15 protein-coding genes are annotated in these 12476 nt (G+C 45.6%); 4 read left to right on the forward strand and 11 right to left on the reverse strand.

Annotated elements, in window-relative coordinates:
* Window positions 1-54: 54 nt before the first annotated feature.
* Window positions 55-1698 (reverse strand): HlyD family efflux transporter periplasmic adaptor subunit, encoded by a 1644-nt coding sequence (locus QUB08_RS26755; protein ID WP_333228648.1) that lies wholly within the window; start codon window positions 1696-1698, stop codon window positions 55-57.
* A 71-nt stretch (window positions 1699-1769) separates the two neighbouring features.
* A complete protein-coding gene (locus QUB08_RS26760) occupies window positions 1770-2507 on the reverse strand; it encodes a phycocyanobilin:ferredoxin oxidoreductase (protein ID WP_333228650.1) in 738 nt (245 codons plus the stop codon).
* A 128-nt stretch (window positions 2508-2635) separates the two neighbouring features.
* Between QUB08_RS26760 and tatA the strand changes: the two genes are divergently transcribed.
* Window positions 2636-2827 (forward strand): twin-arginine translocase TatA/TatE family subunit, encoded by a 192-nt coding sequence (tatA, locus tag QUB08_RS26765; protein ID WP_333131724.1) that lies wholly within the window; start codon window positions 2636-2638, stop codon window positions 2825-2827.
* 61 nt (window positions 2828-2888) lie between these two features.
* On the opposite strand, the gene panB is transcribed toward tatA, so the two are convergent.
* From panB to QUB08_RS26805, 8 genes are all read right to left on the reverse strand, one after another.
* Window positions 2889-3665 (reverse strand): 3-methyl-2-oxobutanoate hydroxymethyltransferase, encoded by a 777-nt coding sequence (gene panB, locus QUB08_RS26770; protein ID WP_333228653.1) that lies wholly within the window; start codon window positions 3663-3665, stop codon window positions 2889-2891.
* A gap of 64 nt (window positions 3666-3729) precedes the next feature.
* A complete protein-coding gene (locus QUB08_RS26775; protein ID WP_333228655.1) occupies window positions 3730-3984 on the reverse strand; it encodes a type II toxin-antitoxin system RelE/ParE family toxin in 255 nt (84 codons plus the stop codon).
* On the reverse strand, window positions 3981-4247 hold the full coding sequence (locus QUB08_RS26780; RefSeq protein WP_333054747.1) for a type II toxin-antitoxin system ParD family antitoxin: 267 nt from the start codon (window positions 4245-4247) through the stop codon (window positions 3981-3983). The genes QUB08_RS26775 and QUB08_RS26780 overlap by 4 nt, the downstream gene beginning before the upstream one ends.
* 152 nt (window positions 4248-4399) lie before the next feature.
* Window positions 4400-4813 carry an aspartyl protease family protein gene (locus QUB08_RS26785; RefSeq protein WP_333228657.1) on the reverse strand — a complete coding sequence of 138 codons (414 nt, stop codon included), beginning with the start codon at window positions 4811-4813 and terminating at the stop codon, window positions 4400-4402.
* A 153-nt stretch (window positions 4814-4966) separates the two neighbouring features.
* Entirely contained in the window at window positions 4967-5434 is a 468-nt protein-coding gene (locus QUB08_RS26790; RefSeq protein WP_333228659.1) for a hypothetical protein, read from the reverse strand.
* A 21-nt stretch (window positions 5435-5455) separates the two neighbouring features.
* Window positions 5456-6394, reverse strand: a complete 939-nt coding sequence (locus QUB08_RS26795) for a hypothetical protein (protein ID WP_333228661.1) — start codon at window positions 6392-6394, stop codon at window positions 5456-5458.
* Window positions 6391-6825: a hypothetical protein gene (locus QUB08_RS26800; protein ID WP_333228663.1), complete on the reverse strand. Its 435-nt coding sequence runs from the start codon at window positions 6823-6825 to the stop codon at window positions 6391-6393. Before QUB08_RS26800 ends, QUB08_RS26795 begins: the two co-directional genes overlap by 4 nt.
* 64 nt (window positions 6826-6889) lie before the next feature.
* Window positions 6890-8773, reverse strand: a complete 1884-nt coding sequence (locus QUB08_RS26805) for a serine/threonine-protein kinase (protein ID WP_333228665.1) — start codon at window positions 8771-8773, stop codon at window positions 6890-6892.
* Window positions 8774-9257: 484 nt separating this feature from the next.
* Between QUB08_RS26805 and QUB08_RS26810 the strand changes: the two genes are divergently transcribed.
* The 3 genes from QUB08_RS26810 (at window position 9258) to QUB08_RS26820 (ending at window position 11617) form a co-directional block, all read left to right on the forward strand.
* Complete coding sequence (locus QUB08_RS26810) at window positions 9258-10688, forward strand: form I ribulose bisphosphate carboxylase large subunit (RefSeq protein ID WP_333228667.1); 1431 nt, start codon at window positions 9258-9260, stop codon at window positions 10686-10688.
* A gap of 137 nt (window positions 10689-10825) precedes the next feature.
* On the forward strand, window positions 10826-11236 hold the full coding sequence (gene rcbX, locus QUB08_RS26815; protein WP_333228668.1) for a RuBisCO chaperone RbcX: 411 nt from the start codon (window positions 10826-10828) through the stop codon (window positions 11234-11236).
* Between the two features lie 45 nt (window positions 11237-11281).
* Window positions 11282-11617, forward strand: coding sequence for a ribulose bisphosphate carboxylase small subunit (locus QUB08_RS26820; RefSeq protein ID WP_333228670.1), 336 nt, complete (start codon window positions 11282-11284; stop codon window positions 11615-11617).
* 80 nt (window positions 11618-11697) lie between these two features.
* Here the strand turns inward: QUB08_RS26820 and QUB08_RS26825 are convergent, their stop codons facing one another.
* Entirely contained in the window at window positions 11698-12336 is a 639-nt protein-coding gene (locus QUB08_RS26825; RefSeq protein ID WP_333228672.1) for a restriction endonuclease subunit R, read from the reverse strand.
* Window positions 12337-12476: the final 140 nt, after the last annotated feature.

A 12476-nucleotide genomic window follows, 5' to 3' on the forward strand; every position in this document is an offset into this window, starting at 1 on the left:
AAGGAAGAAAAAAACAAGCAAAAACAAGGGATTTTGATTTTAAAATACTATTATTTAGATATCTATTTTGACTTCAACCTGCAAGTTTGTTAGGGCTGCAACTTTCTTGCTAGATTCTGGATTGAGGCGAATTCTTACTTCGATAACTCTCGCGTCGGTGTCGGCTGCCGGGTCTGTATTAAGGACATCTTTTTTGCTGATTTGTTTGCCGATGCGAGCGACTGTCCCTTCCAAAGTGCCTGCAAAAACCGGGCTGCTGACGGTAGCGCGCTGGCCGTTTCGCACTTTGGCGATGTCGGTTTCGTAAACTTCTGCTACGGCATACATTTGGTCGGTGCCGCCTAGTTCTACGATGCCGTCTTGAGTGTTGACAGCTTCTCCTTGTCGGCTGTGAACTTTGAGGATGTAGCCGGATACGGGTGCTTTGACGTAACTTAAGTTTAAGTCTACTTGAGCTTTTTGTTTGGTGGCGATCGCACTTTCTACGGCGGCTTGGGCTGCTTGCACGTCTTCGGGACGGACTTCGGCTATTTGGTCGAGATTTGCTTTGGCTTGATTGATTTCTTCTTGGCCGGTTTCTGCTTTTTGTTTGAGTATTGCTTCGGCTTGATTAATTTGTTCTCTACCAGTTTCTATCTTTTGATTTAAGGTGGCTCTGGCTTGGTTAATTTCCTGCCTACCTGTTTCTAACTTGCGTCGGAGATTGGCTCTGGATTGATTGATTTCCTGCTTGCCTGTTTCTACTGTTTGTTTGACTGTGGCTTTAGTTTCGACTATTTGCTCTTGCAGTGTTTGCACTGTTTTTTCTAATATGGCTTCAGCTTCTCTGACTCTCTGCCGAGCCGTCTCTACTGCTAAACGTTTGGTGTCGTAGGCGGAAGCAGAAATTGCGCCTGTTTCGGAAAGTTCTTTATTGCGTTGTTGCTCGGCTTCGGCGTTTTTCAATTCGGCTTTTAGCCGATCAACTGTAGCGTTTTGAGAGGCTATTTCGCCGCGCAATTGAGCTTCTAACCTAGCCAATTTGGATTGCTGCACCTCTGTTTCTCTTTCTAGTTGTGCCTCAAATTTGGCAAGATTAGCTTGTTCGGCTTCGGTTTCTCTTTGCAATTGTGCCTCGAATTTGGCGACGTTAGCTTGTTCAGCTTCGGTTTCTCTTCGCAGTTGAGCTTCTAAGCGGGCGACATTCGCTGCTTCGCCTTCGGTTTCTCTTTGACGTTGAACTTGAAACTTGGCAACTTCTGCTTTCCCGGCGCCGACAACGCCTGTTTTTGCGCCTGCTTGAATTTTCGCTAATTCTGCTTGTTTGACTTTGACTTCTTTGTCAGCTTGTTGGAGGATTGCTTGGAGCCGATCGCGCGTATCGAGAACTGCTATGATTTGTCCTTGACTGACTCGATCGCCCTCTTCCACCTGCAACTGTTCAATTCTTGCTCCCTCCGACGCCGAAGGGGCCGACAATTTGATAACTTCCCCCTGGGGAGTCAACCTACCCAAAGCGGTAACGCTTGTGCGGGTAGCGACGGAAGTTGCAGCCGCTGTTGCAGCCGCCGCCTTTAACTCTTCGGCTTTTTTAATTTGAGATACTTGCCAAAAACCGACTCCTGTGGTAAAGACAGTGGCGGCGATCGCTAAACCGATGATTCCTCGGCCAGGGGGTTTTAAAAATGATTTATCCTTGAGCCGTGATTCCTTTCCCATGACTTATAAAGTAGGTGATTTCCTGATTAAGTTTTTTTCACCCACTGTGAAGTATTGTAAACCAATTTCAGCTATTTAGGGATATCAAAAAGCACCTCGGTCATGTAATGTTCTGCCCAATCTTGACCGAAAGCTTTTTCGAGTACGCGGCGGGTTTTGTCGTTTTGCTGCTGCTGGGTGCAGTAGTAAATTTGAGCGTCGAGAATTTCCGATGCTTCGGCGGCAGAGACTGGTTCGGAAGCGACTGCCTGTTTGCAGTGAATTTCAACGTAGGATTCAACAATATCCAAAAACCGACTGTTTTCTTCGATCGACTCTGGCCGCACAAACAGGCAAAATTCTGAGAAAATATCCCCCCATTCGGGAATTTGGCGCGGACAAGAAAATTGCTTAATCGGCAAAATTCCCAGTTGGGTTCGGTAGGTTTCCGACAAAGTTCGATCTCGATTGAGGGGAGAAAGGTCTGCGATCGCGGCGCTAACTTGACCTTTGCCTGCTACTATATCCGTACCGAACATCGGCAAAGCATAATTCGGCCTGGGAAACATCACGCAGTGCAGAATGTCAAGTACCGGCCCGACTTTAGCGAGTTCGAGGTGTATTTTGCGGAACTGGGGCGTTTGATAGCAGCGGTTTTCAATGATCAGTTTTTCTCCTTCCAAGCGGCCTTCTACGTATCCCAACTCAGCGGGCAGGTGGTAGGGTTCGAGGTCGAGATAGCGGTGCCATACTGCTTCCATCCGGTCTGCTAAATCGCGGATGAGATGGTGCTGTTGGTCGCGCAGAGAAGGCTGGGATATTTCTAACATTCCTATTTATCGGGGGATAGCTTAATAAAACTTGATTCTACTGTTGCAGGATGCAGGAAAAAAGGTAGATACTTTAACAATATCAGTAGATTGACTTACGATCGAGCAAGTTTTACAGGAGATTTTGTATGTTTGGTCTGGGATTGCCCGAAATGGGCATTATTGCGGTGGTTGCCATACTAATTTTCGGCCCCAAGAAGATTCCTGAGTTGGGAAATGCTTTGGGCAAAACCTTGCGTAGTTTTAAGGATGGCATCAGTCAATCTGAGGATGAAGCTGTTGAGAAGGATAAAGAGGAAGAGGGCCAGCCGAAAGTGTAAATTAGGTTTGTAGTGAGGATTTTAGTCCTCCTTTTTAAAGAGGAAAGTCCTCACTAAGAACCTATTCTGGAAATTTGCCTTCTCTAACTTCAAGGGAATAATCTTTCACAGCTTGGGTAATTGTTTCTCGCAAATTGGCGTAAGCTTTCGCAAAAGGTGGCTGTTTTTCAGAAAGTCCTAACAAATCGGAAGTAACTAAAACTTGGCCGTCGCAGTGCGGCCCCGCGCCGATACCAATTGTCGGAATAGTTAATTTTTGGGTAATTTGAGCGGCTAAGTCTGCGGGAATGTGTTCTAAGACGATCGCAAAGGCACCTGCTTCTTGAAGTGCGATCGACTCTGCTATGATGCGATCGGCTGCTTGGGCCGTTTTTCCTTGTTTTTTATAACCGAGTTGGTGTACCGACTGCGGAGTTAAACCGACGTGTCCCATTACCGGAATTCCGGCGGATGTTAGCTGGGAAACTGTGGCGGCCATTGCTGGATATCCACCTTCCAATTTTACAGCTTGAGCGCCGGTTTCTTTCAAAACTCTCCCCGCCGAGTGCATGGCTTGCTGGGGACTTTCTTGGTAAGTCAAAAACGGCAAATCGACCACAATTAATCCTTGTTTAACTCCACGGCGCACAGCTTTAGCGTGGTGCAGCATTTCATCGAGGGTTAGGGGTAGGGTTGTGTCGTAGCCTAAGACTGTCATGGCGAGGGAATCGCCGACTAGGATGATATCTACGCCTGCTTGATCGATGAGTTGGGCGATCGCATAATCATAAGCTGTCAGGGCAACAATTGACCGCCCTTGTTGTTTCCAGTGAATTAATTGATGAGTAGTGACTGACATTTTAGTGCAAAAATATAATATTATCTGTCTTCTACAAAAACATCCTCAAAGTCTCTATAACCACTCAACACCCTTTCAATTTGGATACCATTTTTAATAACCGGTAAAAAATTACATATTTATCTACAGGGAAACTGCGTAGAGACGGTGCTAATTCCTCACGACTGCGCCCCATTTCTGGAAAATCTGCTAATAAACGAAATTTTTCCTGAAAAACATTAACAAAATGGTTGGCTGCATTGGCGCTAAACAGCAACAGATAGTTCGTGAGTTCCCTTAAATCTTGCTTGGCAGGGGCACTCAAAGTGTATCGACTCATTTTTCACCCTCATCGGCTTGCTGAATCTCCTCACGCAGTTCTCTTAACACTTCTTCACCATCAAAAACCTCTCCGCGATCGGAAGCTTCAATTCCAATCATTATTTCCTTGCGGAGTTCCTCTAAACGCACCAAGCGTTCCATTTCTCGTTGTTCTAGCAATCGTAACGCAGCCCATACCACTTCAGAAGCTGATGAGTATCTACCGTTGTTTACTGTTGACTGAACAAACTGCTCTAGTTCGGGAGTTAAGGATATGTTCATTACGTTGAGTCACCTATTTGAGTCAACTACTATTTCCCATAATAACAAAAAACTATCAAATTTTGCGATCGATCGGGATTTTAAACAATGAATCAGAGACAAGTAAGCTCTAATGTAGGTATAGCCAGCATTTAACGTTAATAATTTAGATTTTACACGCGAATATAACTTTGGTTTCCCTCCGCCGGCAAAACAATCAACCGCTGATTTTTCAAGTCCGGTTCTAAACCCAAATCTTCGAGGGGAATTAAGCCCAGTAAAGGTTCTTCTCCTGCGGGAATTTCTACACAATCATACCTGCCTTCTCGTCCAGCTACGGCAAGACCAACATTTTTGAACAGACGAAATTGTCTAGATCCTATTGCAGTATTTCCTTGGATTTCACCAACTAAAGTTAAACCTAACTGAGCGATAATATCTGCTGGTAAGCAGAGTCGAGTTGCGCCCGTATCGACTAAGACGTTATCGATGGTGATACAGCGTATTTGCGCGGGGATGAACCCTCTTTCTGCTAGCATCTTGTCTACTTCGTTGGTGACGGTTATTGTTGCGGTGACTCGGCCCATTTTTTTATCCTTTTGTTTTGCTAGAGAATGTTTTCGTTGTCTTTCGACTAAATGATCTACAATCGAGGTTGCCTATTTTACATTTTAACAATATTTGTAACTAAAAGCGCTGTTGTTCATTATTGTTTAAATTGGGTTGACAAATATGGCAACTTAATAGCAAAAATGCTCTCTAATTATTGATTGACGAAGATTCTGCCATTCTTGTTTAGAAACATCTGCACGAGTTTTGTCACCCGATGGATCGCGGATCTCCCAAATTGTATCTGCAATCCGATCTAGCGATCGCCCATGAGAACGATAATCGAAGTCCCAGAAAGCATCACCGACGCAATCTCCTTGTGTAGTAATCATTTCTCGATCGACTGTATTGCGAATAGCATTCCATTCGCGGATGTAGGCAGAAGAATCGTCCGATCGCAATTTGCGACCTCCTAATTGAGGATTGACTCTATAAAAAAACCAATCCGTAAACCTATCCACAGCTTGAGTTCGTGATTCATAATCGCGCGCTGTAGCACTGTCTAGATTGGAACCACCGAGTACAAGGGCTATAGCTAACGCACACACCCCTAAAAACTTCGATTTTGACTTATTAATTGAAAGTGATTTAATTACCACGATTAAACCCAATAAAAATTATCAATCTCCCCGATATAGCTGGTGATAAATCTTTTGTTGCCATCCATCTTTAGAACAAGAAATACCTCCCGTTTTAGGTGCGAGACTAGATAAACACCAATAACTTTTTCCATCAAACACAACGCCTTTTTTGATATATTGTAGCTCAGAGAGAGGTTGCCATGGTCGCTCGATATTAGACTCGTCATAATATCGATATTGTTTTCCCTTGACCTCTAAACCCTGATCCGTACCTCCCAACCAATAACGACCTTCTTGAATTATGTTGGATGACAATTTTTGTTGATTGCTATTTGTATTTTTCTCAATCCACCAATTCCTCACAAAACGTTTTGTATTTTCAGCACCTCTTGTCGTAGCGACTATAACTAGCAGTTCTCCTTGTTGATTGATAAACTCAAAACGACAAGGCCCCTCTCCTGTACCAGAACAATCCTTAATCTCTTTATACCCCAAATCAAATAGCTCTTTAACAGAACGATTTCTGAGGTTAGGTTGACCCTGTAAGCTGGGCTGCCACCGTTGTTGAATCAGGATTTGACGCGCCTCTTTGTATGGCATACCTTGTTGAATAGGTATTTTTTCAGGGACCTTTACAGAATTTTCAATGCTGACTTGAACTTTTTTATTTAAAGCCTCGATTGTTGAATTCTTTTCGGGATTATTCAGGTAATTTTTTTTACTTTTTGGCTCGATGTTTGCACTATTTATGCTGGGAAATTGTTGCTGTGGGGCCGCATCGGCAAAACTTGTATATCCAATGACGATTAGTCCCATCAATGGTGCAATAATTATGGTTGTAATAAGAGTGCGATCGCATATCCAACTTTTCATAGTCATCGGTTTAAAACCTTTCTTTTTACAGAGTTGTGTAGAGATGACCTCTACTCTAGGAGTTATCTTCGATAAATGCTGCGCTGTAAGGCGATCGAGTCTCACAGTCCACAATTGGAAATATACATTTCGCGTCGAATTGCTGACCATTCACTAATGCCGATCCGATCGCTTTTGGGAATTGGCTGTCCGGTTCGTTGAGGATGGCGGCTATAAAAAATTGTATCTGCAAGTAAATCGTAGGTTTGCTCGTAGGTTTCGCCGTTAATTGTCGTGAATTCCCATCCTGTCTCTTCTGGGGCTGGCCTAAAACAGACTTCTTGTACCGACTTGACTCGCGGATCGATCGCTTCGCGCAATCTCCGCCATTGATTGCTATATTCGCGATCGCCCGCTTGGAGTTTGCGATTGTTTAACTGAGGATTAACCCTGTAGAACAAGAAATCGGTTAATCTATCAACGGCTCGATCTCGCGATTCGGCTTTGGCTAGATTGGGGCTGCTGAGGACAAGGGCGATCGCCAGAGCACCAACCATTGACAATCTTGAGACAGACTTAATTAATAACGACTCGATTAGCATAGTGATTTGGTGTTAATTTCTACCGCCATCCCAACCACCTGAGCACGGGCACAACTAAATAATGACTCACTCCCAAACAAAGCCCGATCGCACTTCCCAACAAACCAAAAAACACAATTGAACCCCAAACTTGCAGCCAGCCGAAGGGAACGTTAGACAGTGACAAAATCCCAAAGAAACTCCCCGGAAAAATGTTCCAAGCATTCAGCAACAGAAACATTCCCGTAGAGAAAACAGCCACAACCAAAGCGTGAACTAATTGATGGCTCCGCAAACCCATTCCCACAGTCAAAGAGGCGATCGCAAAAGCTCCCAAAATAACCCCCTGCACACCACTAGAAGCTGTTGCTTCCATCCAACACAAACCCGCCAACAAATAGCCCTGAGCTCCCATCAATCCAGACAGCCAATACTGTTTTTGCTGGCGAAAACTCCCCGCATCCGTCAAACCGATCGCAGTTCCGAACCCCGCCAACCCAAACAGCAGCACTTCTGGCCCGACAGCGAAAGTCATGTTAGGAATTAATTGGTGCAAACCTTCATTCAGAAAACTGGCAATTTCCGGGCCAATAGGCGAAGCATAACCCAAAACCAAACCGCCGATCGCCCCCGCACTTCCACCAACCGCACCCAGCACCATTTCCCAGCCGGTATCGAGAGAAGCTACCACGATTTGGGCGATCGCGCCGAACACAACACCAGTCAGGCTGACAGTTTTTTGCGCCCCCGCAACCACTACTTGCCGGCAGAATTCTACAATAGCTTGACCCATTGGGGCGATCGCGATTTTGCCCTTACTCCTGGAATAAATCTCCTGCAAACGCGCCCGAACATCGGCTGCAGTCGCCGGACGCTGTTGCACATTCGATCGCACCATATCGTCCAACAAATTCGCCAAAGCCGGACTCACAGATACAATGTGGCGCCACCGCAACTCTCCCGTCATCGGATCTTCAATTTCCGCCGGATACTTCCCCGTCAGCAAGTGAATGCAAGTCCGCCCCAGCGCATAAAAATCCGTTGCCGGCACCACACCGCCGCCCACAATTTGTTCCGGGGGACTGTACCCAGGCGAAATCAACCGCGTCGAACTCCGAGAATCTTTCCCCACGGATTCGACACCGCCCATCTGTTTAACTCCCCCAAAGTCGATCGTCACCAATTGTAGTCCGCCCAAACCCTTGCTTAGCAAAACTTGGGGCGATTCCGGGTCTCGCAGCATCAAATTTGAGGGTTTAATGTCGCGGTGAATAATCTGACACCTGTGCAACTCCTCTAAAATTTCCACAGCTTGACTCAGCCAACTAAACACCCATTCCTGCGGACATCCTTGGGGGTGCTCGTCGAGAACCTCTTCTAAAGTTTTGCCGTGAATCTTTTCCATTACCAAACAAGGCAGCCGCTTCGCCGCCGGATTTCCATCCCCGCCTGCAAAATTTTGCGTTTGGACGTGAAAATAACCGTCAGGCTCGACTCTAGGGACGCCAGGGTGCCGCAAAAGTGCCAAAACCCAAGCTTCTTGCTCGAACAGTTTCAGCGCTTTCGGGGAAGTTTCGAGCAATACTTTCAGGACGCGCTCGGTTTGAGTTTCTGTGTCCCAAACTGTAAAAATTGCTGCAAAACCCCCAGAACCGAGGCCTTCTAGAGGCACGTAGCGATTTTTTAGTCGCAGCGGAGCCCCGCAACTATGACAAAAATTGTTGCCCCAAGTCTGAGGGTAGGGCCTTGGGCAATCTGGATTGATGCAGTGAACGGCTTTTGAAGGGGGGTGAGGCACAACCAGAGTAAAAATGGGGCTAATATCCATAGTAGACTTACGCGCTGCTAACGCAGAAACCCGGTTTTCAGCGAGGTTAAATGGCTGTAACGACGGATTTGGTTTGATAGCACCAGTCCTGTCCATATTATGTGCTATGCTGTCGATTTTTGAGTTGGCGGTCTTGGAGTCAGTCGATTTTAGATTTTAGATTTTGGATTTTGGATTTTAGATTGCAGACTGGATTGCAGTTGAGATCGATCTCAACTGCAATCCACAACTTTAGGTATTTCTAACTACTTCCCCCTTGCCGATTACTCCTTACCAATTCTGATTTTTCAGTATTAAATTCTTTACATAAACCGTATTAATCCCCTGTTCCGCTTGCTGCACAATATCTTTCGCTCGCTCAAAATCCCCCCCCACTCTGCGATCCCCAGCCTTTCCTCCTGCATCCTTCGCCACGGGAATTTCCTAAGATATGTTACAAATATTTTCGGAATGTAAAGCAAAATAAACAATACTTATGATGATTAAAAGAATATTAAAATTGGAGAGTGACACTTTGTTGATATATTTTTAACAGCCTGCGATCGGGCAAAAAAATTAAGCGAATACTAGGAAGCGAGATATGGCTTACGCGCAAACCCAAACTCAATCAAAGGCTGGGTATAAAGCCGGAGTTCAAGACTATAAACTAACGTATTACACGCCGGACTACACGCCGAAAGATACAGATATTTTGGCTGCCTTCCGCGTCACACCGCAGCCGGGAGTTCCCCCAGAAGAAGCAGGCGCTGCTGTGGCTGCTGAATCTTCGACTGGTACTTGGACGACAGTTTGGACTGACCTCCTGACCGACCTCGACCGCTACAAGGGTCGCTGCTACGACATCGAACCAGTTCCCGGCGAAGACAACCAATACATCTGCTTCATCGCTTATCCTTTGGATTTGTTTGAAGAAGGTTCCGTCACCAACTTGCTGACCTCTTTGGTCGGTAACGTGTTCGGTTTCAAAGCCCTGCGCGCTCTGCGGTTGGAAGACTTGCGGATTCCCATTGCTTACCTGAAAACCTTCCAAGGCCCTCCTCACGGTATTACCGTTGAGCGGGACAAATTGAACAAGTACGGTCGTCCTTTGCTGGGCTGTACCATTAAGCCCAAATTGGGTCTGTCTGCTAAGAACTACGGCCGTGCCGTTTACGAAGTTCTACGCGGCGGTTTGGACTTCACCAAAGACGACGAAAACATCAACTCGCAACCGTTCATGCGTTGGCGCGATCGTTTCTTGTTCGTTCAAGAAGCTATTGAAAAAGCCCAAGCAGAAACTGGCGAAGTCAAGGGTCACTACCTCAACGTAACTGCCCCTACCTGCGAAGAAATGATGGAGCGGGCTGAGTTCGCTAAGGAAATCAAAACCCCCATCATCATGCACGACTACCTGACAGGTGGTTTCACTGCAAACACCACCTTGGCTAAATGGTGCCGCCGCAACGGTATTTTGCTGCACATTCACCGCGCTATGCACGCCGTGATCGATCGTCAAAAAAACCACGGTATCCACTTCCGCGTGCTTGCCAAGTGCTTGCGGATGTCCGGCGGTGACCACCTGCACTCCGGTACAGTTGTGGGCAAACTCGAAGGCGAAAAAGGCATCACGATGGGCTTCGTAGACTTGATGCGCGAAGACCACATCGAAGAAGACCGCAGCCGCGGTATTTACTTCACCCAAGATTGGGCCTCCATGCCCGGTGTCATGCCGGTTGCTTCTGGTGGTATCCACATCTGGCACATGCCTGCTTTGGTGGAAATCTTCGGCGACGACTCCTGCTTGCAGTTCGGCGGCGGCACCTTGGGCCACCCTTGGGGTAACGCACCTGGTGCAACTGCTAACCGCGTTGCTTTGGAAGCTTGCGTCCAAGCTCGTAACGAAGGCCGCAACTTGATGCGTGAAGGCGGAGACATTATTCGCGAAGCTTGTAAGTGGAGCCCTGAACTGGCTGTTGCTTGCGAACTCTGGAAAGAAATCAAGTTTGAGTTCGAGGCAATGGATACCGTTTGATGATTTTGGGTTTGAGATTTTAGGTTTTAGGTCGCAAACTTGCTGGGAAGTCTTTATCTTTGAAGAAGATTTACTTGTAAGTTTGCATCCAAAATCTAAAATCCAAAATCTAAAATTTGAGGGAGCTGGGGTCAAAAATGGATCTCAAACAAGTTGCGAAAGACACCGCTAAGGTGCTGGCAAGTTACCTAACCTATCAATCCGTGCGGGTTGTGGTCGCTCAGTTGAGCGAAACCAATCCTCCTCTGGCAATCTGGTTGAATGACTTTTCCACTAAGGGCAAAATCCAAGATGGAGAAGCTTATATTCAAGAGTTGCTTTTGGAAAATCAAGATTTAGGCTTTCGGATCATGACTGTGCGAGAGTATCTGGCTCACGATGTGACGGAATTTTTGCCAGAAATGGTTTGTACTGGCATTCAACAGGCGAATATGGAACACAGACGCCAGCATTTAGAGCGAACTACGCAACTTAATTGGTCTGTTTCTATCAGTAATCCTGAAACATCAATAGATTCTGAACCGAATCTGGATAATTTGTCGAGTTAATAGATCGACAAGTGCGATCGAACACACACCTTAGAGATACAAAAAATGAAGACTTTACCTAAAGAGCGTCGTTACGAAACTCTGTCCTATTTGCCCCCGCTGACAGACGCGCAAATTGCCAAGCAACTCCAGTACATCCTAGATCAAGGCTACATTCCCGGCGTAGAATTCAATGAAACCTCTGCTGCTGAAATGCGCTACTGGACTTTGTGGAAGTTGCCTTTGTTTGGTGCTCGCAGCGTCCAAGAAATCATGGCTGAAATTCAATCTTGCCGCCAAGAAAATCCGACGTGCTACATCCGCGTCATGGGTTTTGACAACGTGAAGCAATGCCAAGTGCTCAGCTTCATCGTCCACAAGCCTAACACCAGAGGCTACTAAAAAGTATTGGCTGGCTAATCTAACCTTTAGGTTAACAGTCATTGCAGATTGGAGGCGGGGAATTTTCTCTGCCTCTTTTTTTATAGCTTACAAATAGCTTTTAAAACTTGCAGCAACAAAATTGAAGGTTCGGGCTCCATCAGGTTTAGCAAAGGCAATAGCTGATAGGTTGGGTTATTGCCCCCCTGAATATTGACGAACTGATAGTGCATTCCGTTTGTTGTCAAGCCCCAGATTGTGTCTTGATACTTTAAATTTTGATAAGCATAGGTTAGCAATTGGGATAAACCCATCAATGCGTTGATTCCAGAATTTTTACTTTCAATCACCAAAACCCAAAAATATGTATCGCTTCTGATAGGTTTTATCCTGTTGACAGCCAAGATATCAAACCGTCCTTTAATGATAGTATCTTCATCTTCAATGCTAATTTCGGCGATGTCTTGTTCTAAACTAATTTTAATCGGGCGGCGGTAGAAGCCAGCCAATCGCATTAAGGGAAAGGTAGTCAGAGCTTTTACCAGTCCTTCAGAAACTCGATCCGTTGAAATGTAGTCATCGAAATCATCCCTAATTTGTATAAGTTCCTGCTGTTCGTGTTCTGTTATATCTTCAAGGGATAACAGAGAGGTAAATGAGTTCGTGTACTGCTTTTGAAAGCCGAACAGACGGTGTACTTCTGCTAATGTTAGGTTTTTGGCATTAATAGTTTTGGTCATATTTTAAGAGTTATTTAAGTTTTAGTTATAATTGTAACATAGACATTGCGGTAGTCAACTTGCAAAATCCATGACCCCGAAAGAAGCACGAGAATTATCTATTAGTTTAAAGCTTCCTGACTTAGTAGGAACTGCCTTAG

Source organism: Microcoleus sp. BR0-C5 (genome assembly GCF_036705045.1).
GTDB lineage: Bacteria > Cyanobacteriota > Cyanobacteriia > Cyanobacteriales > Microcoleaceae > Microcoleus.